Source organism: Serratia sp. BNK-4, from assembly GCF_048685115.1.
GTDB classification, from domain to species: Bacteria; Pseudomonadota; Gammaproteobacteria; order Enterobacterales; family Enterobacteriaceae; genus Serratia; species Serratia bockelmannii.
This window is the reverse complement of sequence record NZ_JBLQTM010000001.1, coordinates 1303077-1327271: the sequence shown is the minus strand read 5'-3', so window position 1 is coordinate 1327271 and position 24195 is coordinate 1303077. Positions and strand designations below refer to the sequence as shown.

Annotated in this window: 16 protein-coding genes and 2 pseudogenes; 5 read left to right on the top strand and 13 right to left on the bottom strand. The window is 50.5% G+C overall.

Going from position 1 to position 24195, the window contains the following annotated elements; all coding sequences use genetic code 11:
- The first annotated feature begins 5 nt into the window (after nucleotides 1–5).
- From hisA to hisIE, 3 genes are read left to right on the top strand one after another with little or no spacing between them, the layout of a single operon-like run.
- Nucleotides 6–743, top strand: a complete 738-nt coding sequence (hisA, locus tag ACMGGW_RS06395) for a 1-(5-phosphoribosyl)-5-[(5-phosphoribosylamino)methylideneamino]imidazole-4-carboxamide isomerase (RefSeq protein WP_025302188.1) — start codon at nucleotides 6–8, stop codon at nucleotides 741–743.
- A complete protein-coding gene (gene hisF, locus ACMGGW_RS06390; protein WP_089195696.1) occupies nucleotides 725–1501 on the top strand; it encodes an imidazole glycerol phosphate synthase subunit HisF in 777 nt (258 codons plus the stop codon). The genes hisA and hisF overlap by 19 nt, the downstream gene beginning before the upstream one ends.
- Nucleotides 1495–2109, top strand: a complete 615-nt coding sequence (hisIE, locus tag ACMGGW_RS06385; RefSeq protein ID WP_072627992.1) for a bifunctional phosphoribosyl-AMP cyclohydrolase/phosphoribosyl-ATP diphosphatase HisIE — start codon at nucleotides 1495–1497, stop codon at nucleotides 2107–2109. The genes hisF and hisIE overlap by 7 nt, the downstream gene beginning before the upstream one ends.
- A 31-nt stretch (nucleotides 2110–2140) precedes the next feature.
- On the opposite strand, the gene ACMGGW_RS06380 is transcribed toward hisIE, so the two are convergent.
- Both ACMGGW_RS06380 and ACMGGW_RS06375 read right to left on the bottom strand, forming a co-directional pair.
- Nucleotides 2141–3514 (bottom strand): phosphomannomutase/phosphoglucomutase, encoded by a 1374-nt coding sequence (locus ACMGGW_RS06380; RefSeq protein ID WP_049207911.1) that lies wholly within the window; start codon nucleotides 3512–3514, stop codon nucleotides 2141–2143.
- Between the two features lie 160 nt (nucleotides 3515–3674).
- A complete protein-coding gene (locus ACMGGW_RS06375; RefSeq protein WP_075201350.1) occupies nucleotides 3675–4754 on the bottom strand; it encodes a mannose-1-phosphate guanylyltransferase/mannose-6-phosphate isomerase in 1080 nt (359 codons plus the stop codon).
- Nucleotides 4755–5379: 625 nt separating this feature from the next.
- Here ACMGGW_RS06375 and ACMGGW_RS06370 point away from each other — a divergent pair.
- A pseudogene (locus ACMGGW_RS06370) lies at nucleotides 5380–6603 on the top strand (ISL3 family transposase).
- Between the two features lie 47 nt (nucleotides 6604–6650).
- Here ACMGGW_RS06370 and gndA read toward each other — a convergent pair.
- From gndA to galE, 8 genes are all read right to left on the bottom strand, one after another.
- Entirely contained in the window at nucleotides 6651–8057 is a 1407-nt protein-coding gene (gene gndA, locus ACMGGW_RS06365; protein WP_025302186.1) for an NADP-dependent phosphogluconate dehydrogenase, read from the bottom strand.
- A 221-nt stretch (nucleotides 8058–8278) separates the two neighbouring features.
- Nucleotides 8279–11653, bottom strand: a complete 3375-nt coding sequence (locus ACMGGW_RS06360; protein WP_197832626.1) for a GT99 family glycosyltransferase N-terminal domain-containing protein — start codon at nucleotides 11651–11653, stop codon at nucleotides 8279–8281.
- 8 nt (nucleotides 11654–11661) lie between these two features.
- The gene (locus ACMGGW_RS06355) at nucleotides 11662–12978 is read right to left on the bottom strand and encodes an ABC transporter ATP-binding protein (RefSeq protein WP_420279269.1); all 1317 of its coding nucleotides are present in this window, start codon (nucleotides 12976–12978) and stop codon (nucleotides 11662–11664) included.
- Nucleotides 12968–13801 (bottom strand): ABC transporter permease, encoded by an 834-nt coding sequence (locus ACMGGW_RS06350; RefSeq protein ID WP_049205867.1) that lies wholly within the window; start codon nucleotides 13799–13801, stop codon nucleotides 12968–12970. The genes ACMGGW_RS06355 and ACMGGW_RS06350 overlap by 11 nt, the downstream gene beginning before the upstream one ends.
- A gap of 121 nt (nucleotides 13802–13922) precedes the next feature.
- Nucleotides 13923–14765, bottom strand: a complete 843-nt coding sequence (locus ACMGGW_RS06345; RefSeq protein ID WP_072269816.1) for a glycosyltransferase — start codon at nucleotides 14763–14765, stop codon at nucleotides 13923–13925.
- 166 nt (nucleotides 14766–14931) lie between these two features.
- Nucleotides 14932–15792: a dTDP-4-dehydrorhamnose reductase gene (gene rfbD, locus ACMGGW_RS06340; protein WP_049205861.1), complete on the bottom strand. Its 861-nt coding sequence runs from the start codon at nucleotides 15790–15792 to the stop codon at nucleotides 14932–14934.
- Nucleotides 15792–16325, bottom strand: coding sequence for a dTDP-4-dehydrorhamnose 3,5-epimerase (gene rfbC, locus ACMGGW_RS06335; RefSeq protein WP_141969905.1), 534 nt, complete (start codon nucleotides 16323–16325; stop codon nucleotides 15792–15794). Before rfbC ends, rfbD begins: the two co-directional genes overlap by 1 nt.
- A 371-nt stretch (nucleotides 16326–16696) precedes the next feature.
- Nucleotides 16697–17716: a UDP-glucose 4-epimerase GalE gene (galE, locus tag ACMGGW_RS06330; RefSeq protein WP_049205858.1), complete on the bottom strand. Its 1020-nt coding sequence runs from the start codon at nucleotides 17714–17716 to the stop codon at nucleotides 16697–16699.
- Between the two features lie 495 nt (nucleotides 17717–18211).
- Between galE and ACMGGW_RS06325 the strand changes: the two are divergent.
- Nucleotides 18212–19328 (top strand): annotated as a pseudogene (locus tag ACMGGW_RS06325) (IS3 family transposase).
- A 20-nt stretch (nucleotides 19329–19348) separates the two neighbouring features.
- Here ACMGGW_RS06325 and ACMGGW_RS06320 read toward each other — a convergent pair.
- Genes ACMGGW_RS06320 through ACMGGW_RS06310 form a run of 3 tightly spaced genes read right to left on the bottom strand, consistent with a single transcriptional unit; the run spans nucleotide 19349 to nucleotide 23884 of the window.
- The gene (locus ACMGGW_RS06320; protein WP_025302177.1) at nucleotides 19349–20725 is read right to left on the bottom strand and encodes a TolC family outer membrane protein; all 1377 of its coding nucleotides are present in this window, start codon (nucleotides 20723–20725) and stop codon (nucleotides 19349–19351) included.
- Nucleotides 20726–20727: 2 nt separating this feature from the next.
- A complete protein-coding gene (locus ACMGGW_RS06315) occupies nucleotides 20728–22059 on the bottom strand; it encodes an HlyD family type I secretion periplasmic adaptor subunit (protein WP_025302176.1) in 1332 nt (443 codons plus the stop codon).
- A gap of 52 nt (nucleotides 22060–22111) precedes the next feature.
- A complete protein-coding gene (locus ACMGGW_RS06310; RefSeq protein WP_025302175.1) occupies nucleotides 22112–23884 on the bottom strand; it encodes a type I secretion system permease/ATPase in 1773 nt (590 codons plus the stop codon).
- Nucleotides 23885–24195: the final 311 nt, after the last annotated feature.

Genomic DNA, 24195 nt, shown 5'->3' with positions numbered 1-24195 from the left:
GCAGCATGATTATTCCGGCTTTGGATTTGATCGACGGCAACGTGGTGCGCTTGCATCAGGGCGATTACGGCCAGCAGCGCGACTACGGCAACGATCCGCTGCTGCGTCTGCAGGACTATCAACAACAGGGCGCGCAGGTACTGCACCTGGTCGATTTGACCGGCGCCAAGGATCCGGCCGCACGCCAGATCCCGCTGCTGCGCAAGCTGTTGGCGGGGGTTAACGTGCCGGTGCAGGTCGGCGGCGGCATCCGCAACGAGCAAGACGTCAGCGCCCTGCTGGAGGCCGGCGCCACACGCGTGGTGATCGGCTCTACCGCGGTGAAACAACCGCAGTTGGTGCAGAGCTGGTTCGAGCGCTACGGCGCCGACGCGCTGGTGCTGGCGCTGGACGTGCGTATCGACCCGCAGGGCGTGAAACGCGTGGCCATCAGCGGCTGGCAGGAAGATTCCGACGCCACGCTGGAACAGGTGGTGGAGCAGTTCCTGCCCTACGGGCTCAAACACGTGCTGTGCACCGATATTTCGCGCGACGGTACGCTGGCCGGTTCCAACGTGGCGCTGTATCAGGCGATCAGCCGCCGCTATCCGCAGGTGGCCTTCCAGGCCTCGGGCGGCATCGGCAATCTGGACGACATCGCCCAGCTGCGTGGCAGCGGCGTTGCCGGCGTGATCGTAGGGCGCGCCCTGCTGGAAGGTAAATTTAGCGTTGAGGAGGCGATCGCATGCTGGCAAAACGGATAATCCCGTGCCTGGATGTTAAAGACGGGCAAGTGGTAAAAGGCGTGCAGTTCCGCAACCACGAAATCATCGGCGATATCGTGCCGCTGGCGCAGCGCTATGCGCAAGAAGGTGCGGACGAGCTGGTGTTTTACGATATCACCGCCTCGAGCGACGGCCGGGTGGTGGACAAAAGCTGGGTATCGCGCGTGGCGGAGGTGATTGATATTCCGTTCTGCGTCGCCGGCGGCATTAAAAGCGCCGAGGATGCCAGCCAGATCCTGTCTTTCGGCGCCGACAAGATTTCGGTCAACTCGCCGGCGCTGGCCGATCCTGAGTTGATTAGCCGCCTGGCGGAACGCTTCGGCGTGCAGTGCATCGTGGTGGGCATCGATACCTGGTTCGACAGTGAAACCGGCAAGTATCACGTCAACCAATATACCGGCGACGAGAGCCGCACCCGCATCACCCAGTGGGAAACCCTCGACTGGGTACAGGAAGTGCAGCGCCGCGGCGCCGGTGAGATCGTGCTGAACATGATGAACCAGGACGGCGTGCGCAACGGTTACGATCTGCAGCAGCTGCGCTGGGTGCGCGAGGCCTGCAAGGTGCCGCTGATCGCCTCCGGCGGCGCGGGCACCATGGAGCATTTCCTGGAAGCGTTCCGCGATGCGGACGTCGACGGCGCGCTGGCGGCGTCGGTGTTCCACAAACAAATCATCAATATCGGCGAACTGAAAAGGTTCCTGGTCGAACAAGGCGTGGAGATTCGCGTGTGCTGACAGAACAACAGAGAAACCAGCTGGACTGGGAAAAAACCGACGGCCTGATGCCGGCCATCGTGCAGCACGCCGTATCCGGCGAAGTGCTGATGCTGGGTTACATGACGCCGGAAGCGCTGGCGACCACCGAGCAGAGCGGTAACGTCACCTTCTTCTCGCGCACCAAGCAACGCCTGTGGACCAAAGGCGAAAGTTCCGGCCACTTCCTCAAGGTGGTCAGCATCACGCCGGACTGCGATAACGACACGCTGCTGGTATTGGCCAACCCGATCGGCCCGACCTGCCACCTCGGCAACAGCAGCTGCTTCCACCCGGCCGCCAGCGACTGGACGTTCCTCTATCAGCTGGAGCAGCTGTTGGCGGAGCGCAAGCACGCCAGCCCGGACAGCTCGTACACCGCCAGCCTGTACGCCAGCGGCACCAAGCGCATCGCGCAGAAGGTCGGGGAAGAAGGTGTGGAAACCGCGCTGGCCGCCACGGTCAACGATCGCGAAGAGCTGACCAACGAAGCCTCGGACCTGATCTATCACCTGCTGGTGCTGCTGCAGGACCAGGATCTGGATCTGAGCGCGGTGATCGGCCGGCTGCGCGAAAGGCATCAGAAATAATGCACACAGGCTTCCCTGATAATGGGAAGCCTTATAGTCGGCTGTTTACCAGCACAAGAATTTCCTCTGTTTTCCGCTCCATTAAGTCGCGGTTACCTCGCGATTCAACGTTAAGGCGGAGCAAAGGTTCCGTGTTTGACGCTCGCAAATTGAACCGCCAATCGGCAAAGGTCATGCTGACACCATCCGTCTTATCAACCTCTAAGGCCTGATCTCGATAATGGCGCTCGATCATATCGAGCGCGGATATTGCAGGAACGCGGACAATGTTAATTTCACCCGAAGAAGGATAGGCGCGGATGCGTTCCTCAACCAGCTGTTCCAACGAGCGATCTTTCAGAGACATGATCTCGGCGACCATTAGCCAGGGGATCATGCCGCTATCGCAGTAATAGAAGTCGCGGAAATAGTGGTGGGCACTCATCTCGCCACCATAGACTGCATCTTCAGCCCGCATTCGTTCTTTGATGAAAGCGTGTCCGGTTTTCGACATCACGGGAATACCGCCGGCTTTTTCAACGATATCCACGGTATTCCAACTCAATCGCGGATCGTGGACAACCTTCTCTCCTGTCCCCTTAGCCAGGAACGCCTCAGCCAACAAACCGACGATATAGTAGCCCTCGATAAAATGGCCTTGACTATCAAACAGGAAACAGCGATCCGCATCGCCATCGAAGGCGATCCCCATATCCGCGCCATAATGCCGCACCGCGTCCGCTGTGTCCTGACGACGCTCGGGCAACAGCGGATTCGGTACGCCATGAGGAAAGGTGCCGTCGGGCTCATGCTGAATCTTGATGAATTCCAGCGGTACCCGATGCTGCTGAAAGCGCCGCTCGATGGCGTCAATAACCCGCCCGGCAGTGCCGTGTCCGGAGTTCACCAACAGTTTCAGCGGTTTGAAATGCGTGAAGTCAACGAAGGACAGGATATGATCGACATACTCGTTCAAGGTATCGGCCTGAAGGTAGCCGCCGCGTGAACATGCAGCGCGCTCGATGTGCTTTTTCTCCGCGAGCGCTTTGATTTCCTTCAATCCAGAGTCGCTACTGATCGGCCTCGCATCCCTGCACACCAGTTTCATGCCGTTATAATTTTCAGGATTGTGACTGCCCGTGACTTCGATTCCGCCGTCCGCAGCCAGAAAAGCCGTGGCAAAGTAGAGCTCCTCCGCCCCACACAACCCGATGTCAATCACACTGGCACCGGCATCCTGAAGCCCTTTGGCCAGTGAGTGTTTCAGGCTTTCACTACTCAAACGGGCGTCATTGCCCAAAACTACGGCTTTAGGGAGCAAATATTCACCGAAAGCCCTGCCGATCCGATAAGCGATTTCATCATTCAGCTCACTCCCCAATCGGCCACGAATGTCGTAAGCCTTAAAACAAGTCAACTCAGTCATGTCACATTCTTCTGTTATTTGTACCTTTGCGCTCTGTCGCTATCCTGGGGAATTCATGCGATGGAGTCGCAATCACCGGTACGGTCTTCCTTACATTTATCACTATCTCGCTGCTCTGGAAATCTTTAGCATGATTCTGACGCAAATTTTTCCATGCGCCTCAACACGGCAGCTTGCGCGCCTTCAGTTCGCCTACTAATTGTTTCACATCCTGAACCGCGTCTCGCGCGGCAATCAGTAGCGCATCGCCAGTCTGTACGATCACCAGATCGTTGATGCCAAGCGTGGCCACCAGCTTGTCGCCAGCGTAAACATAGTTGTTCAATGAGTCGATAGCGATAACATTGCCGCGGAGCACATTGCCTTGGGCGTCCTTTTCGGCCACCTCCCACACGGCGGCCCACGACCCGACATCGCTCCAGCCAATATCGATCGGCATCACTACTGTATCCGCGGTGTTTTCCATCACAGCGTAATCGATGGACTCGCAGGGGCAACGGAGAAAGGTTTCTTCATCAATGTAAATGAAGTTGAGCTCGCGCCGACTGGTTTCCATCGCCAACAGCGTTTTGTGATAGATATCGGGGCGAAAGCGCGCCAGTTCATGCAGATACTTTTTCGCCGTGAACATGAACATGCCGCTGTTCCAGCTGTAGTCACCGCTTTCCAGATAGGCTTGCGCCTTTTGATAACAGGGTTTTTCGACGAAACGCTCGACGTCAAAACAATGAGGTGACAGCTGCGCTCCGCGTTTGATGTAGCCATAGCCCGTTTCAGGATGCTGGGGAATGATGCCGAAGGTCACCAAACAGTCGCGCAAAGAAAATTCGATAGCCTTGCGCAACGCATCATGAAACGCGTCTATCTGCGTGATCAAATGATCAGCGGCCAGAACCAACAGCACGCTATCAGGATCGTCTTTGAGAACGTGGTGTGCAGCCAGCGCGACTGCCGGCGCCGTATTACGCCCTGCGGGCTCCAGAATAATGTGAGGATTCGAACAGTCGATTTCTCGTAGCTGTTCCGTCACCAAAAAACGGTGCTCTTCGTTGCAAATGACGATCGGCGCCGCGATATCTCCTCCCCCACGCAGACCTTCCAGGCGCAACAGCGTCTGCTGCAGCAAACTGCGCCCGCTACCATCGACCGTCAGAAATTGTTTAGGAAATGCTTCTCTTGATAAGGGCCACAAGCGGCTACCGTTGCCCCCGGCCAAAATGACTGGAATTAATCTCACCATAAACCCCGCATTACCCCAAAACAGATGCATTGCTCAGGGCAATTAGGCTAATCACCCAATACCTATCGCTTGCTGATTGCTAAAGAGACTTTTCTTGCTTTTTAATATGTGAAATGAAATAAAGATTTCCCACTACTTCAGTAATTTCGCATAAAAATAAAAAAAATAATAACCGGGCACATTCCTAAAATCTCCGCCGACGCCGTCAAACAGCCTCACTGAAACCGGAAAAGAAAAAAAAATCCATTTTCACCTCGTACAGGGAAGCCGCACCAACGGAAGGTAAGAGCGGTGACAGCGAAAACCATTCGCTGAATTAGGAATTATATTAGCAGATGTGCATTGTTAGGCAAGAAGATGAAAAGAAAATACGGCTAACATGCTGAATAATAAGATGCAGATCTTATTATTAAAAAAAAATAAAAATTAAGAATAATGCCAGGTTGGCATGTAGAAAAGATACGGGAATCGCCGGTTCAGACGTGTTCCATGCTTTCTCCAGGCGCTTAAAACGTTGCAAATAAGGTTCATCGCGTCTTAGCGTGAACCAATAGAAAACGGCAGTAAGAACGTTTAGGTTTGTATTCGCCAAAACACACCCTAAACTTTCAAAACTGCCGTCACTATGAATGCTAACCTTTGCTCCCTGTTCTGGGAAGGCTTTGTCGTCAATTCCTTCTCGCATCCTTCTGCCAACACCCTGCTTTTCCAGCTCCAGCCTGACGCTGCCGTCATGCCCTGTTGTCGTCGTTGTGGGCGACGGGTGCCTGTTGTGCATGATGTCTCCTTCCGTCGGGTGCGTGAACGCCAGCTACTCGACTGGGTGGTCTGGCTCAGCGTCCCCGTCCGGCGTCTGTGTTGCCCTCATTGTGGGGTCACCACCGAGAAAATCAGCTGGTTGCCTGAACGCCAGAGATATACCACGGCGCTATCCGTATGGGTTGAGGCACTGGCCCGTTTACTGCCAATTAAACATGTTGCTCAACTCACCGGATTACACTGGCATACGGTCAAGAATATCGACTACCGGCGTCTGCTGCGGGAACGAACAGAGCCGCAGCGCCATACCCTCCGCCGTCTGGTGATGGATGAGTTCGCGCTGTTCAAAGGACATCGCTATGCCACCGTGGTGATGGATGCGGATACGCAGCAAGTGCTGTGGGTGGGAGAAGGCCTCAGCAGAGCAGCTCTACGCCCCTTTTTTACCTGGCTGGGGCCTGAAGGCTGTGCCGCTATCCAGTCTGTCGCCATGGATATGAATACGGCGTTAGACCTGGAAGTCAGGCATCACTGCCCGTAGGCGGAAGTGGTCTATGACTTGTTCCATCGTGGTGGCGAAGTATGGCCGGGAGGTTATCGACCGGGTGCGGGTGGACCAGGCTAATCAGCTACGCGCTAACCCAAAATCACGTCAGGTCATCAAACGTAGCCGCTGGCTGCTGCTGCGCAACCCGGAAAATCTACCCGCAGGGCATGACGTAAAACTCACGGAGTTGCTGGAAGCGAATCAGCCGTTGAATGTGGTATGGCTGATGAAGACAGCGCTGAAAGAACTGTGGTACGCCCCGAGCGAGCAAGAGGCGCAAAGACGCTGGGCAAGCTGGTACAGGCAGTCTCAGGAAAGCGGAATAAAGCGGAATAAAGGCGTTGCAACACTTTGCCGAGAAGCTGAAAGGGTATGCCGGGGGCATCATCGCGAGTGCCAGGCACTGGTTGAATACCAGCGTACTGGAAGGGATGAACAATAAGATAAAGGTGATGAAGCGGATGGCGTATGGCGTATGGATACCGGGATAACGCTTACTTCTTCCTGAAAATCAAAGCAGCGTTCCCCGGTAAAGCGCGATGAACCCAAAAAAAGCCGCCTTTGCGGCGGCTTGATGACAGGTAAAGCGCTTATTCCATCCATTCGGTATGGAACACGCCTTCCTTGTCGATACGTTTGTAGGTGTGCGCACCGAAGTAGTCGCGCTGCGCCTGGATCAGGTTCGCCGGCAGCACCGCAGAACGGTAGCTGTCGTAGTAGGCGATCGCGGCGGAGAAGGTTGGCGTAGGGATACCGTTCTGCACGGCGTAAGCCACCACGTCACGCAGCGCCTGCTGGTACTCGTCAGCGATTTGCTTGAAGTATGGCGCCAGCAGCAGGTTGGCGATATCGGCATCCGCCGCGTAAGCGTCGGTGATCTTCTGCAGGAACTGGGCGCGGATGATGCAGCCGGCGCGGAAGATCTTGGCGATTTCGCCGTAGTGCAGATCCCAGTTATTTTCTTTAGAAGCGGCTTTCAGCTGTGAGAAGCCCTGTGCGTAGGACACGATCTTACCCAGATACAGCGCGCGACGCACTTTCTCGATGAATTCGGCTTTGTCGCCGCTGAACGGCGCCACTTTCGGGCCAGTCAGCACTTTAGACGCGGCAACGCGCTGGTCCTTCAGCGAGGACAGGTAGCGTGCGAACACCGACTCGGTGATCAGCGACAGCGGTTCGCCCAGATCCAGCGAGCTCTGGCTGGTCCACTTGCCGGTGCCTTTGTTGGCGGCTTCGTCCAGGATCACATCGACCAGGTATTTACCCTCTTCGTCTTTCTTGGTGAAGATGTCTTTGGTGATGTCGATCAGGTAGCTGTTCAGTTCGCCCTTGTTCCATTCGGCGAAGGTTTCGGCCAGCTGCTCGTTGCTCAGGTTCAGCGCCTGCTTCAGCAGGGAATAGGCTTCGGCAATCAGCTGCATGTCGCCGTATTCGATGCCGTTGTGCACCATCTTCACATAGTGGCCGGCACCGTCAGCGCCGATATAAGTCACGCAAGGCTCGCCTTCCGCGACCGCAGCGATTTTCTCCAGGATCGGTGCCACCAGCTCGTAAGCTTCTTTCTGGCCGCCAGGCATGATGGAAGGCCCTTTCAGCGCGCCCTCTTCACCGCCGGAAACGCCGGTGCCGATGAAATTAAAGCCCTGGTCGGACAGTTCGCGGTTACGACGGATGGTGTCCTGATAGTAGGTGTTGCCGCCATCGATCAGGATATCGCCCTTGTCCAGGTGCGGAGTCAACGAGGCAATGGTTTTATCCGTCGCTTCGCCCGCTTTCACCATCAGCAGGATGCGGCGCGGTTTTTCCAGCGATTCGACAAACTCTTCTACGGTGTAATACGGCGCCAGATTCTTGCCCGGGTTCTCAGCGATCACTTCGTCAGTTTTGTCGCCAGAACGGTTGAAAATGGAAACGGTGTAACCACGGCTCTCGATGTTCAGCGCGAGGTTGCGGCCCATTACCGCCATGCCGACAACGCCGATTTGTTGCTTGGACATTTAGGAACTCCTGTCTGAGGATGACCCTGCCGGCAACGTCGGCCAGCAGGTTTTGTGATGTGGCACACATGTTAACTCAGGATTGAGCCGCGTGGGTAGTGATTGGTGCGATAGGTCACATGATGTCGCAATATATTCATATCCTCCCCACAAAAAACCACGGCACCCTAAGGTGCCGTGGTCTGCGGTTCAGTCAATCAGTACGAAACGAGGGGCTTGAGTCACCGCACCTGGGCCGCCTTGAACGCGTCTACTTTTTCCTTCAATAAACGCTCACTTTCACTGATCATATCCAGATATTGAGTATTTACGAACCCCCACAACGTGGAGGTTTGATCCTCAGCATGCCCAACCTGGAAAGGTAGAGTGGTCACCACAACCAGATTTGGCACTGACTCCAAATAGCGATCTATGGTATTGGTTTGAGCATCAACGTTACGTTCATCCCAGTGGCTAACTGCCTCTATCCCACGACGTGAGTAAATATTCATCACCGTGCTTGTCATGCGATTGATATAAATATACTCAATGCCATCGACCTCCTCGACAGCCAGAATCTCCGTATCTTCATTCAAATGCGCAATAATGCCCGAGAAAATGTGCCAATCCCAATTGCTGCGTTCCAGATAAGCAACAATCTTCTCAAGTTTAATGTCAAAGTCGTCAGGGAATAACGCATCGTCCTCGCAGATCATAGCCATTTCGGTATTACGATCGGCAAGCACAGACAGCATGTATTTATAACTCATGCCACATCCGATCCAGCCAATACGGTGTCTAACCCCCTCAATGACCTTGAAACCATGGGTAGGCTTACTGAGGAAATCTTGCTTCCGTACCGGTGTTTCCGTCAGTGAGAGGCAGAGTTTTGGAATATCCGCCTCTATCGCAGGGATAAAATCAACGCCATTTTTATAAGTTTCGAAATCAATCAAATCATTCGCCAAAAGATAGCGTTTGAAATAGCCTTCAAAGTTGTTGTCGCTATGAGTAAACAACGCAATATTTTTCTTACGGCTAGCATGATAATCTTGATCGTTCAAGAGACGATCAATTTTTTTCGCCATTGCGTCAATATCGCCAATAGGAGCAAAATCAATAACATCAATGAGAGACGTATGCTCCGCGATATCCACACTTTCTTCACTAACAATTGGCGTTCCCAACGATAGCACTTCGTAAATACGTGTGGTCTCAAGCAACGCATTCTCATAGTAATGCAGGTTAATAACCAGTTTGGCATTTTTCACCAGCCGGGTCAGCTCATCGCCGAATACACCAGAGGCAATATGAATATTAAAACGTTGTCCCAATTGTTCAAGATAATGACGACGACGCTCACAATTCGTATCACCATAGAAGAGAACGTCAATTTGCTCCTCATTGCCGTTCAACTTATGACCTTTCTGGGTCAATTTTGAGCTGTAGTCTGCAAAAGAAGCAATTGGGAGGTAGAACAATTTTTGATAAGGGATACCATGTTCTAATAAGTAATTAATGTTAGTCAGGGAATAGTCAAATATAGCCATTGCACGTTCGAGAATCGCAAAATACTCTGGCGTAAACCAACGTGGGTTAATAGATTGTTCCATTTGGAACGCAACAAAGTTTTGCGGCAGCTCAGCAAAAATTTGAGGGCAAATAACAATATGCAGTTGCCCACTGTCCGCCGGCGCTGAGTATGCTTCAATTATGGTAACGCCGCGCCCCACCTCTACAAGCGTTTTCTCAAGCAAATGGGCCACAAACAGTGTATGCCTAGTAGTGAGAATAACAATATGGTCGGTATCTATATTAACTAGCGGCATCGGCGTATTAGCGGTATTTTTCGCCACACGTAGAAGACTGCTACGCAACTCACCGAAACGGCCGGTTAGCAATAGTTTGCCTGCCACTTTAGTTTTGCGAAGCAAAGCCTTATAAGGATGCGGACTTGCACGAAACGCTTGCCAACTTTTCCCAACCAAAGAGGTCGATTTTGTCCCTTTACGCTGTCGCATGTAGTGTCTGGATATATCCCTGATTACCCCAAACTCACCGCGAATGGCCCGACCAAGCATACGAACAGGTACCGTTAGTCGCCACGACAGACTTTTTCGCATATTGTTCATGTCGGACTGACTTTCACTAAGTTGTTGACTCAGTGTTTCAATCTTTAATTTAAGAGGTTCGTCTTCAACATAATTATTATTTAAAAGAAGAACTTCTTTTTGCGCATTCTCCAACAATTGCTGAGTAACCAGCTGTTGCTCTCGCTGTTGTATAAGCGTTTCCTGAAGCAACAGCAATTGCTCTTGCATAGAAGAAATCATTGCCTGCTTTTCTTCGTTATCGATCATCAGATGATGCTCAGCAACACGAATTTTTTGTTGCATATCATCCTGCTTTTCATTTTCTTGCTTAACCTGTTTTGATAGCAACTCACCCAGAGTCAACCCCTGCATTTTTAAAAATCCTTCCTTCTCAGTAGAATAATATTCAATATGGCGACTGACTATCGCCTGTTCACTTGGCCGAGATAAACGGAATCGCAGATAATCAATATCGAAAATCAATTCGAATGGAACTAAGTATGAAAATAGATAAAATGCCAAACGATTAGCTCTTTCTTGTTCATCGTCTGCCAAGGTTATATATTTATATGAACTGTCACCAACGACTGTCGTTGGTATACCAGCGAAAATTCCTTCTAATCCCACACTAGAATTAATCGTTAAAATCTCTCGACAACGCTGGACGAAAGACAAACTGGTCGGTGAACTGTCGATCTCATACTCACCCTCCTTGAGCTGGAACTGACTACCAGGATGAGTGCGAATTAATAATTTTTTCTCTGGAAAACGTGTACGCGCATAGGAAAGCAACGTCAGATTAGTGAATTCTTCACCATAAGCAACGAGATTTGAATCGTCTTCAACCTGTAATGCGATCCCCAGATCGGCATCACACTGCTGCTCAAGAGTATTTGGCACACGCAGGAAGTAACGATGCAACTCCTCTATGGAAAGATCGACCTGGCACTGTTCCTGAACCGCCAAATAGCGCTTCTCTGCCTCTGTGTGACCGTTAACACCTGAGAAATCCAAATACCCTGTACTATAATAAGAGGGCATTCTCAACGGCCCTACTTCAAAGTGCATGACAGGAATAGATAAGGACTCGGCAACGGCCTCCAGAGAAGGGCAATTGCAAATTGACAATATCCCCTCTATTTTTCCAGACTCATCGCCTTGGAGATGGTTTAGCAGCTCAGCTTCCAGCTCGGGGATTCGCTGGGTCAGCATTTTCTTGAACGCCAACATCGGATTGTAGTTTGAAGAGTCTAATAAACTCTCAAATACACTCTCTCTCAAATGGTAATAATCATGACTGGCCAATAGCTCATCAGACGGAATGCTGTAACCCAAATTATTCATTGTAGGTACATCAAATTCCCAACGTTCTGACTTGCGCCACTCTTCCGGAGACAACAAGTAATCATTACCGGCGATAAAAAGTGAACGCTGCTGCAATGAGTTAAGCAGGCGATAAAATATCCATAAATAGGGAGCTTTCACTCCCCTAAACGGATATGGCGGTAAGAATACAGCAATCATTGCTCTAATTACTCCTCGCTTAAAACACTGATAGGGGCATAAACAACCCCCCCGAGTTCACGAGAGGACCAAAACTTCAATCTCATCATTGGTCTGCGTTGATCCAACTCTTCTCGCTCGCCGCCTTGCAGCGATGCCAAGCCGCAATGAACCAGGTAATCTCCTGAGTTAATTGGCAATTTAACCTTATAAATCACATGCTGCTCACCAGCCTTGAGGATTAAAGGTTTGCCGGCTCCAATGTTGCTGTCCCCCCAAATATCTCCCCCCTGCGCTTTAGAAATGGAGATTCCCAAGGCAACATCTCGAATCTCTTCTGAAGCAAGGATAGTAAAATCCAAGGTCAGTTCATCACCAGAACGTACCAAAGGCTTATCGGAGAGTGAAGTGCCATCCGATTTTATCACTTCGAGATTTTGAATAATCGCTCGAGCACTGCCAAAGCGCTTTTCTCCCACTTCGGTATTCAACTGCCCCTGTTGAAAACCCTGCAAGTCAGATTGATTCATCACAACAGACGAGGAGATCTTGCCCGTATTCTCTCGTTTCACTGCTTGCGACAACAGCATTCCTTTCTCATAAGCCAGAACAGCAGCCAGTACGTCATAGGTGTCGCCCACTAACTCCCCATTGTTCATAACCAAACAACGGTCAGCGTATTCCAGAATACTACCGGTAGAGTGGGTCACCATGATAATAGTGACCCCCTTAGCACGAAGAGCCTCCATGCGTTTATAGCATTTATATTGAAAACCGATATCGCCTACGGCTAACGCCTCGTCCACGATAAGGATTTCAGGTTCGACACAGGCTTGGACAGCAAAAGCCAGACGAATATACATCCCGCTTGAGTATGTTTTAACGGGTTGATCGATAAACTCGCCAATATCTGCGAAGTCAGTAATCTCCTGAAAACGCTCATCGATCTGTTCACGGGAAAAACCTAGAACAGAGCCATTAAGATAGACATTATCACGCCCCGTGAACTCAGGATTGAACCCTGCGCCTAACTCAAGTAGGGCCGCAATACGGCCATTGACTTGTATTTCTCCCTGAGTTGGAGTCAGCGTACCGCATATCATCTGTAATAACGTTGACTTACCTGCACCATTTCGTCCGATAATACCTACGGTCTCACCTTTCTTAATAGAGAATGAGACATCGCGAAGTGCCCAAAACTCGCGGAAATAGCGGCGAGACTCACGTCGTACTACACGTTGTAACCTCGGAGCAAAAAACTGTTTTAAACGATCTCGTGGACGATCATAAATTTGATAACATTTGCTCAATGCAGTCACTTGGATCGCGATTTCATTAGAGGACATCAGCAAACCCCTTTCTGGTTTTCTGGAAGAATACAAAACCGAACCATGCAACTAATGATGCCGCCAGGGTGTAAACAGCTAAACCTTGCCATTCAGGCAAACGCCCCCAAATTAAGACATTCCGTGATTGCTCAATAATAAATGTTAGGGGATTAAGCATTATCCAAATGCGATATTTTTCCGGTAACGACGTGATAGGGAAAAATACTGGTGACAAAAACATCATAACCGTTGTGATAATGACAGTCGTCTGACCAACATCGCGTATAAAAACACCCAGGGATGCCAATATCCATGCCAATCCAAGGCAAAAAACGACCAGCGGCAAGAAAACTAACGGTATAAAAACGACGGTCCAGTGCAGAAAACCGTTGAATAAAAAGAATGCACATAGCAGTACAACCAAGCTGATCAGGGTATGGAACAACGCAGCGCATAACCCAATCACTGGCAACGTTTCCAAAGGGAAAACCACTTTCTTCACATAGTTGGTATTCCCTAGGATAATTTGCGGTGCCCGATTAACCACCTCGGCAAAAAAACCATGCACAATCATGCCAACAAAGAGGATTACAGCAAACTGCGTACGGCTTTCATCGCCACCGACGGACCAACGTGCTTTAAAAACAACCGAAAAAACAAATGTATAGACCGTCAACATAAACAAAGGATTGAGGAACGACCATGCCAGTCCCATAGTGGAACCCTTGTATCGCCCAACAACCTCACGTTTTGTCATTTGCAAGATCAGCGATTTGAACCCCCAAATGTTACGGATCAGAGCTAGGGGTGACAGAGGCTGCGATTTATGAGGATTACTCATTACCCCACCCCGCTGCCATACCAACATTTTGCGCTTCGAAATTGCATCCAGTCATAACAAACATAATCAATACCTTAGATGTAATTGAACTCATAAAACATAGACATCATCTTCAATCATGTTACCGCTTGATTTCAGGAGAAGTCATGGGAATAGTCTTCAAACAGGTAGTATTCACCTTGGATCTCTGTGGATCGTGCCACCATCCCCATTTATTGAAATATAAGACAACTGATTTCATGTGATAAATGAATAAATTAAGGTTTTTATAAGAACCTTTACCAAAAACATGGATGATAGTAGCACCAGGGAAGTAGACAATATCGCTCATTGACAAAGCCCGGCGGCACAAATCCACATCTTCTAAATACATAAAATACCGTTCATCAAATCCTCCCAAGTTCGCTAACAACGTGGATTCAACCAGCATAAAACAACCAGAAACTGAAGGAACTGCGAAGGATTTAGTGTAATCAGCACGCTGGATTTCATAAGTGGCATCCAGCTTAGCTCCCCATTTAGGGAAAAAGCGCCGAAGAAACAAATTGGCAGGTGTAGGCAGTAAGCGGCAACTGTATTGGAATCGCCCATCGCTATATTGAATGCGAGGAGAAACAAAGCGGTGTTTTTGGTTCCGCGCAAAATTGTAGAGACTCTCGAGCGCCCCCGAGGTAAAACTGATATCAGGGTTACAAATCAAAAAATATTCACATTCATTCAGATAACGCTTCATTGCCAGATTATGGCCGTAGCCAAAACCGTTATTGGCTTCCGCACAAATATAACTAATGCGATGATTATCTAGTTTTGCAGCCCATTCAGAACCACCGTTATCAACCAAAACTATTTTTTGAACACATTTTTCGCTAAGCAAAGAAAGTAACGTGTCTTCTAGTTGGGCATAGCTATGGTTATACAATACGATTGAAGCAACAATTTGGTATTGTTTTTGTTTTGAAAACATGCCGTATGAAGTTCCTAACCAATAATCATTTAAAAACAATCAGTTACAAGAGTGCGATGGCTGATGTATTATCACTCGTCTATTGGAACGCAAACCGTCACCAATAAACAAAAACATCAAAGGGGATAAAATTATCCCCTTTTATTCCATGCAAACCAAGATCCACCTACTGCAACAGTTTGCGAATCACAGCATGTAACTGCTGGCGCCAAGCGCTAGGTTTAAGATTCAACGCGCAGATCTTATCAGTGTTAAGAACAGAGTATACAGGCCGGGACGCAGGTGTAGGATACTCTTGCGTAGTAATCGGATTCACGATGACCTGATGTGGGTATAGCCCACTTTCAGTAGCCTGTTGGAAAATTATCTGCGCAAACTCATACCAAGAAACCATTGAATCACCACAAAAGTGATAGACACCGTATTCACCTGGTTCTTGCAGCATGGAGATTATGGCATCAGCGATATCACCGGCATAAGTCGGGCAGCCTTGCTGATCGCTTACCACGCCAAGTTCCCCCCTTTGTGACCCGACGCGCAACATCGTTTTAACAAAATTATTGCCGTACTCGCTAAACACCCAAGCCGTTCTTATTACAATAGTTTTTGGATTAGCCTTCAGCGCAGCAATCTCACCTTCAAGCTTGGTTTTACCATAAATGTTTTGTGGCGAGCAGGGAGCATCTTCGCAGTAGGGTTCTTCCGAACGGCCATCAAAAACATAGTCGGTTGATACGTGTACAAAAGGAATATTTCGTGCAGCAGCAGCTGCTGCCAGGTAGCCAGGCCCGTAGGTATTGATTGCTTTAGCTACATCTGGTTCAGATTCAGCCTTATCAACAGCAGTATAAGCGGCGGCGTTTACGATAACATCGGGCTCAAATTCCGTCACCGCTTGCTCAATCGCATCAGAATCACAGATGTCAAGTTGCTTGCTGTCCAGTGCTAGCAGGCTCCAATCGGTAGGAAACCTATCGCTGAAACAGCGTCCCAGTTGCCCCATAGAACCTGTCAAAAGTACACGCATTAAAAAAGCTCTCTAAGTAATTTACCTTGTAGATCCTTTGGCGATAGCAATGGCTCATCGACTGGCCAATCAATGCCAATTTCAGGATCATTCCAAAGCAAGCATGCTTCGCTAGCAGGATCATAGTACTCTGTGCACTTGTATTCGAAATCAGCAATGTCTGAAATCACTAAGAAACCATGTGCGAGACCTGGCGGAACCCAAAGTTGGTGGTGGTTATCTTCCGACAAGTGAACACCAACCCATTTTTTGTACGTCGGCGAATCGACCCTGATATCCACTACAACATCATAGACCTCCCCACGTACAACTCGGACTAGCTTGCCTTGGGGTTTGATTCGCTGGAAATGCAAACCACGCAATACTCCTTTAGAAGAACGCGAATGGTTGTCCTGAACAAAATCCACATCAATATCTAACATTTCTTGATAGCGGTTTTTTTGAAACGTTTCGACGAAAAAACCACGATGATCACCGAACACTTTCGGCTCAATCAACTTCACACCTGCGACTGGTGTCTCAATCACTTTCATTAGGTAACCTGCTAACTAATACGCTCACCTCAGAGGCCCAAAGGATGGCCGCCTGAACATGCATCCCCAGCAGTCTATCACTACCCACTCGCCCAGTTTTCGAACAGAAACTAAACGAGAATAAATTTTGGATAGCTCAATGAACGCACCGTAGACGAAGGTATCGGAGATTAGCACAATTAATCAAAATATCCGACACTCATCCACAAAAAATAGTCAAAATTTATGTGGCTCATTGAAGGATGAATCATGATATCTCATTGTTATTAAACATATTTTAATTGCAACCAACATAGAAATGGTCAATCGAGCCCTCGTTGGTTACAATTAATTTACATTATGCCATATTTTGTCATTAACGAACTTCGCTATCAACCGGGACGATAACCCCGAGGATTGTTCTTCTGCCAATTCCACGCATCACGCATCATGGCATCCAAATCACGGGTAGCCTTCCATCCCAATTCTTTGAACGCCAATTCTGGAGCGGACCAGCATTCTGCAATGTCGCCCTCTCGACGTGGTACAATTTGGTAAGCTACATTGCGACCTGAAGCCTTTTCAAAAGCATGGAGCATCTCTAACACCGAATACCCTACCCCAGTCCCCAGATTATAGACCGTAAAACCTTGGTGTTCATCGATGTGTTCAATCGCCTTGAGATGACCTTCAGCCAAATCCATGACATGAATGTAATCTCTGACACCCGTGCCATCCTGTGTCGGATAGTCGTCACCAAAAATTGACAGTTTCTCCAGTTTTCCGATTGCCACCTGAGCAATATAAGGCATCAGATTGTTAGGAATACCATTTGGATCTTCACCGATCATGCCAGATTCGTGCGCACCGACCGGGTTGAAGTAACGTAAGGCGGTAATGGAGAATTGCGGTTCGGCTTTAGCGAAATCTTGCAGAATTTGTTCTACCATCAACTTCGACGTGCCGTAAGGATTCGTCGTACCGCCAACGCGTGACGTCTCAGTCAAAGGAACTTGCTCTGGAGTACCGTACACCGTGGCAGAAGAACTGAAGATAAACTTATGCACACCCGCACGACGCATTTCCTCCAACAATACCAACGTGCCAGTGACATTGTTCTGATAATACTCTAGCGGCTTGCGCGTCGACTCTCCGACAGCCTTTAGCCCAGCAAAATGGATCACGGCCGAAATGGCGTGAGCCTCGAAGATACGGTGCAGACACTCAGCATCCAAGATATCGCCTTGGTAGAATTGAGCACTTCTGCCCGCGAGTTTCTCAACGCGACGCAGAGACTCATCGGAAGAGTTCGATAAATTATCTAACACTACGACATCTTCGCCATGTTCCAACAAAGCCAGAACAGTGTGAGAACCGATATAACCGGCCCCACCGGTGACTAAAACCGCCATAAAAACTCCTTACTCGCGCCACTGGCGCTCAAGATGAACTGTCTTCTTTAAGCAATCAATTGATTTTAAACGAAGCTTGGACTCACGCACGCCTTTTCGATCATAATTGACCATCCATATGTCCCCAGAGTTCCCTTGGTACGATTGGCTTTGAAAACTTACAAACGAAAAGAGCTGTCTTAGACAGCCCCAGAATATTCCCTTTTGCGCACAACATGCTGATGTAGCCTGAATAACTGGGTTCATCAACCTAAGTCAATTTCAGCCAATTGTTACGTTTTTGCTAACAATATCTGCTATCTCTCGCCACGCGCCTCTTAACAAGATTATGTATGAAAATAGAACAGACCAGCGAAAGAATGAAAGGAACCACCAGCCGATAACATAACGTATTAACGCCAAAAAGAGCAGCATAGTACTACTCTTTCAGACTAATGCTCATGACCCGTCCTGAATAGCGTTGACACATTTTACTCACGCACAGAGGAAAATGTGATGAACCAGTATATTAAACGCACACAACGCGATTACTCTCTATCCTTTAAACTGGCTGTCGTCGAACAGGTCGAAAAAGGCGAGATGACATACCGCCAGGCGCAAGATCGCTACGGTATCCAGGGCAGCCAGACTGTTATGAACTGGCTGCGCAAATACGGTCAACTTGACTGGCGAACTTCTCCTTCCACCAGAACGTGCGGAGACAACATGCCCAAACTCCCCCTGACGCCCGAACAGCGTATTAAAGAACTTGAGCAGCAACTGGCTGAATCTGAAGTCAAAGCCCAGTTCTTCGAAGCTGTCGTCAAAGTGATGAACACCGACTTTGGCGCCACGCTGACAAAAAAGCAGCTAACCGCCTTATCGCGCAAACACAAGTACCGGGACTCACAGTAACGCGGGCCTGCCGATGGATGGGCATCAGCCGACAAGCGTGGTATCAGTCCCTGCAGCGTGAAGCAGGTAAAGAGGAGCAGGCCCGGCATCTCGTCGAACAGGTGACGGCCATCCGCTTGCACCAACCCCGACTGGGGACACGTAAGCTGCATCACCTGTTGCGGCAACACCCCGAACCGGCGTTGCATGTGGGCCGTGACCGGCTGTTCAGTATCCTGCGCTGCGCGCGGTTACTGGTGATGCCTAAACGGGCATATCACAAGACGACGCACAGCCATCATCGTTTTTATCGCCATCCCAACCTGCTGAAAGCGGGAGACAATCAAGTAATAGCCAGCCGTCCGGAACAGGTATGGGTGGCGGATATCACCTACCTGCCGCTGAGAACGGGGACGGCGTATGTCAGCCTGGTAACGGATGCCTGGTCGAGAAAAATCGTGGGATATCACGTGCATGACAGTCTGCATACCCGGCATGTCGCCTGCGCGTTCAAAATGGCACTGGCCGGCAGACGCACGGCGTTGCCGTTGGTGCATCACTCGGACAGGGAATACCTGCTCGGCAAGACAGAAGATATCGCGCAGGCAAGAAAGATGGTCAGGGAGTCGGTGGCCCTCTACAACACACGGCGGCCGCACCTGTCGAGAAAATACAAAACGCCCGATGAGGTTCATCGGGCGCTATCTGGCTGAAAAGTGTCAACCTATATCAGGACTAGTCATCATAGTGAATATATTGCTAACGACTGCGGGCAAAATACTGCGCCACGCGCAGCACATCCTTCTCGTCCAACGTCCCTGAGTCGCTCAGCAAGGTAATCCAGGACTTGATGTAGGCGTACTTGGCGGAGGCCAGATCGCGCTGAGCGCTATAGAGCTGCTGTTCGGCGTTGAGCACGTCAACGTTGACACGTTGCCCGGCCAGCACGCTTTGCCGGGTCGCCGTCACCTGTGTGGTGGCAGACTGTACCGCCAGCTCATAGGCCGCCACCTTGGCGCGGCTGCTGATGCACAGATTGTACTGCTTGCGCAGATCGTTGAGCGTGGTGCCAGTCTGCGCATCCATTTCATACATCGCCTGGCCATAGCGCGCCGCCGCCTGCCGGGTCGACGCCGAAACGCCGCCGCCGGAATAAATAGGCATACTGACCTGCACGCCGATACTGTCGGTACGGTATTTCTGGTTAACCGTGTTATCGCTGCTGGAATCGTTTTCCGAATGCGAAGCATACAGCTGAACCTGCGGCATAAAGCCCGCCCGATTCCTTTCGACGTCATACTTAGCGGCATCCACGCCATGACGCGAGGCGGCTAGCACCGGGTTGTTCTCCAGCGCGATCTTTTGCCACTCTTCAAATTTGGACGGGATCAGCGGCGCCACCTTAAACTTGCCCGGTCGCAAAACCTGCAATTCATCTAGTTGGTTCAGCGGTATGCCGATAATCACTTCCAATTCGCGCTGGGCGGCATCCAGCGCATCGCGCGCTTCGATTACCTGCGCTTCGGCCAGGCTGTAGCGCGCCTGGGTTTCCGATACGTCGGTAATGGTGCCTTCACCGGCGCTCATCAGGCGATCGTTCAAGGTCAACTGTTCCTTGTAAGCCGCCTTTTGCGCTTCGGCCAACGCGATTTGATCCTTGGAATAGGCCACTTCGACATAGGCGTTAATCACCCTAACCGCAAGATCCAGCAACTTACTGCGATAGCGCTCGTCCGACATCATCGTCTGCGCTACGCCGGCTTTGTAACGCGCGTACGCTTCATAATCGAACAGCGGCTGTGTCAGCGTGATCGAACTGGAATAACTACGATATTGTTGCCGCCGGGTGACCTCCGAAACATTGCCGAAAAAGTCGCTCTGCGGGTATTTTTGCGTCTGCCAATTGCGCGGCGAATTCTGATAGTTCAACGACACTTTCGGCAGCAGCCCCGCCCTGCCGATGTTTTCGTTCTCATCTCCCGCTTCTTTCTCTTTTATAGCCGCCCGGAAGGTCGGGTCCTTTTCTAATGCCAGCGAATATGCGTCTAAAATCCCTATCGAATAAACCGGCGCAGATATCGCAAACAAAAGGGTGCCGATAACCAGACCGGCAGCCTGTCGTTTTGATTGAATCAAAATTATTCCTCGGTTAATGAAGTATGAGCGCGATCCAAAATAGGTTTAAACAGATAGCTCAGCAGTGAGCGCGACCCCGTTTTCACGAACACCTCTACCGGCATCCCCGGCTTGATGTCCTCGCCACTGAGCATCTTCATACCCTCCGGTGAGACCGTAACCTGCATCTGGTAGTAAGGCTCACCGTTGGCTTTGTCGACCAGACGGTCGGCGGAAACCAATGTGACCGTTCCCGGAATTTTCGGGGTTTTGTTTTGGTTGAAGGCGGTAAACATCAGATCCACCGGCAACCCGTTGTACACCTTATCGATCAGATCGACTTTCAGGCGAGAATCCACCACCAGCGTCGCCTGGCTGGGTACAACGTCCATCAGGTGGTCACCCGCTCCCACGACGCCCCCCTGAGTGAAGATATTCAATCCGACCACGGTGCCGTCCACCGGTGAGGTGATGGCGGTGTTGCCCAGATCGAAATCGGCCATTTGCAGCTTATTGCGAAACTCACTGGCGTCCATTTGGGTTTGTGCCAGTTGCGTTCTGACCTCGCGTTGATAGTCGGCGAAACGTTGATCGATACGCTGCTGAGATTCTTGCAGCTGCTTTTGCAATTGGCCAATCCGCCCGACAGTTTCATCGATGCTGCTATTCACTTCGGCGAACTGACGCTGAACTTCCAGATAGCGATTGCGTGGCAGGTAGCCGTCCGCAGCCAGCTGCTTCATGCTGTTCATCTGTTCACGCAGGCTGGAAAGTTGGATCTGCTTGTTGACGCGTGAATCCTGCAGGCCTTTCAATTGGAAACGAATCCCGTCCATCGACTGCTTATAACCGTCAATTTCACTTTGCAGCCCCTGGCGGCGGGAAGCGAACAGCTGCGTTTGCAACGCGATAATTTCAGCCACACGCGGCTGATCCTTGATCTGGGTAAAAATGGGAGAAAAAGTGACGCTGCTCAAACCATCGCGTTCGGCGAGTAAACGCCCTTCGGTGGCCAGCGTGGTGTAGTACTGGTCGCGCAGGGAATCGACCTGCGCCTGTGCCTGCACCTGGCTCAACTGCACCAGGACTTCACCGGCTTTCACCTTGTCGCCCTCTTTCACCGCGATATTTTTGATGATGCCGCTGGCCGGAGCCTGCACCGTTTTGCGGTTGCCGGAAACGGTTACCGATCCCGGTGATGCCACCCCTTTATCCAGGGGCGCGAACGCTGCCCAAGCCAAAAATCCGAACAGACCAATTCCCACCACCAGCCAGCCCATCCGGGTAAACCGCCGTTCATCCTGTGGGATCTCTTCAATATACGAGTCTTGCGGCTCGCCAATGTGCGTCGACATACCAACTCCTTTAAACTGCGGACGGCAATAAAGCCATCAAGCGATTCACGGCTTAATTAATTTGCGTTTTTGGGATATTGCCTTCATCTGGCTCAGAATTTACCGCCCTCACCGCTTGCTGAGGCTGTTGCGTCTGCGCTTTTTGCGCATTGGCTAACGCCTGAAGCACTTGTTGAGTCGGGCCGAACGCGTTGACGTTGCCATTCACCAAGAGCAACAGCTTGCTGGTCATCGACAGCAAATTGGTGCGATGGGTAATCAGAACCACCGTTTTATTACGTTGTTTGAGGAACATAATGGCCTGGTTCAACGCTTTCTCGCCTGCATCATCCAGATTGGAGTTAGGCTCATCCAAAACCACCAGCGAAGGGTCGCCGTACAGTGCGCGCGCCAGGCCGATACGCTGTTTCTGCCCACCGGACAGCCCAGCGCCACCGTTGCCGAGCACCGAATCGTAGCCGTTCGGGAAACGCAGGATCAGTTCGTGCACACCGGCCAACTTAGCGGCTTCAATGACCTTCTCTGAGTCGATCTCGTTAAAGCGAGCGATATTCTCGGCGATAGTCCCGGCAAACAGCTCAATGTCCTGCGGCAGATAGCCGATATACGGCCCCAACTCATCCTTGTTCCACTGATAGATGTCAGCATTATCCAACCGAACAATCCCTTCACTGACCGGCCAAATGCCGACCAGCAAACGAGCCAGCGTCGATTTCCCCGATGCGCTCGGGCCAATGATCCCCAGCACGTCACCAGGCTGAATGGCAAAACTCACGTTATGCAATACCGCATCGCCTTTGGATCCCGGCGGCGTGGCGGTGACGCCTTCTACGGCAAGCACCCCTTCCGGACGCGGCAAGGACATACCGGTACCACGTTGCGGGTGCGTTTCCAGCAGCTTAACCAACCGGCCATAAGAAAGCTTCGCCGCGCTGTAGCTCTTCCAGACGTTAATAACCTGCTCAATCGGCGCCAGCGTTCGCCCCATCAGAATGGAGCCGGCAATCATCATACCGGGCGTGATGTGCCCATCGATAGCCAGCCACCCCCCCAGCCCCAACACCAGTGATTGCAGCGACATGCGCACAAACTTGGTGATCGACGTGACCCGCGATGCGCGTTCGCTGGCGATGCGTTGGCTGTTCAAGAATCGCTGGTGCAGACCGAACCACCGGCGTTTCAGGTTAGGCAACATCCCTAAAGCCTCGATCACTTCGGCATTTCGCAGATTGGTGCTGGCCAACGTACCGGACATAATCGACAGCTTGCTGGCTTCCGCCAGCGGCTTTTTCGACACCATTTCGTTGATCACCGCCAATGCGATCAACAACAGTGCACCGACCAGGGCGAACAGCCCCAACCAAGGGTTAAAGAGGAATATCACCAACAGATAGATCGGAAACCACGGTGCATCAAAGAAGGCGAACAGCGCGCTGCCGGTGAGGAATTGGCGCAGATTGGTCAAGTCGCTCAGCATCTGGCCGGCGTCAGAAGAACCGTTTTTCAGATTCGCCTCGTAGGCCGCAGTGTAGACTCGCGTGTTGAGACGCATATCCAGCTGACTGCCGATACGGATCACCACCATGCTGCGCACGTATTCCAACAGCGACATCATGCCGAACATGCCCAGCATGATCAGCGTCAGCATCAACAGCGTGATTTCATTACGCGAAGGAAGCACCCGGTCGTAAACCTGGAGCATATAGATAGAAGGAACTAGCATTAATAAATTAATAAATGCGGTAAATATGCCAACGGTCCAAAAAACCTTACTGCGAGTCCGTATAACATCCGCAATTTCATTGCGCGGTATAAATTGATTCACTTTCTGCCCTTACATCATGTGCACTGTCAGTCAAAATCCGCATTGGACTCTTATAAGGAAAATCCTAAAAAGGGAAAAATAAAATAAATCCTAAAGAACCCCCACCCCAGACATGCTCGAGACTGCAGATACTTTTTCTAACTATAGGTAGAGAAAGCGGATATCAGCAAGGCCGTAAGCAAAAAAAATCGCCTCACGAACTACAGAAAAAAACAAATGAAAACAGTGAGGTAAATAGTAGACAGGGCAACGCGAGTTTAGTACGAAAGGGAATAAATTAGAGATAATGACGTAGTTCACAATTTTCAAAG

Coding starts and splice junctions, on each gene's coding strand:
- ACMGGW_RS06380 (WP_049207911.1), bottom strand. CDS start 3,514: ATGACTGAGTTGACTTGTTTTAAGGCTTACGACATTCGTGGCCGATTG.
- ACMGGW_RS06345 (WP_072269816.1), bottom strand. CDS start 14,765: ATGTTTTCAAAACAAAAACAATACCAAATTGTTGCTTCAATCGTATTG.
- ACMGGW_RS06355 (WP_420279269.1), bottom strand. CDS start 12,978: ATGTCCTCTAATGAAATCGCGATCCAAGTGACTGCATTGAGCAAATGT.
- ACMGGW_RS06315 (WP_025302176.1), bottom strand. CDS start 22,059: ATGTCGACGCACATTGGCGAGCCGCAAGACTCGTATATTGAAGAGATC.
- ACMGGW_RS06360 (WP_197832626.1), bottom strand. CDS start 11,653: ATGATTGCTGTATTCTTACCGCCATATCCGTTTAGGGGAGTGAAAGCT.
- rfbD (WP_049205861.1), bottom strand. CDS start 15,792: ATGCGTGTACTTTTGACAGGTTCTATGGGGCAACTGGGACGCTGTTTC.
- hisF (WP_089195696.1), top strand. CDS start 725: ATGCTGGCAAAACGGATAATCCCGTGCCTGGATGTTAAAGACGGGCAA.
- gndA (WP_025302186.1), bottom strand. CDS start 8,057: ATGTCCAAGCAACAAATCGGCGTTGTCGGCATGGCGGTAATGGGCCGC.
- galE (WP_049205858.1), bottom strand. CDS start 17,716: ATGGCGGTTTTAGTCACCGGTGGGGCCGGTTATATCGGTTCTCACACT.
- ACMGGW_RS06375 (WP_075201350.1), bottom strand. CDS start 4,754: ATGGTGAGATTAATTCCAGTCATTTTGGCCGGGGGCAACGGTAGCCGC.
- ACMGGW_RS06350 (WP_049205867.1), bottom strand. CDS start 13,801: ATGAGTAATCCTCATAAATCGCAGCCTCTGTCACCCCTAGCTCTGATC.
- hisA (WP_025302188.1), top strand. CDS start 6: ATGATTATTCCGGCTTTGGATTTGATCGACGGCAACGTGGTGCGCTTG.
- rfbC (WP_141969905.1), bottom strand. CDS start 16,325: ATGAAAGTGATTGAGACACCAGTCGCAGGTGTGAAGTTGATTGAGCCG.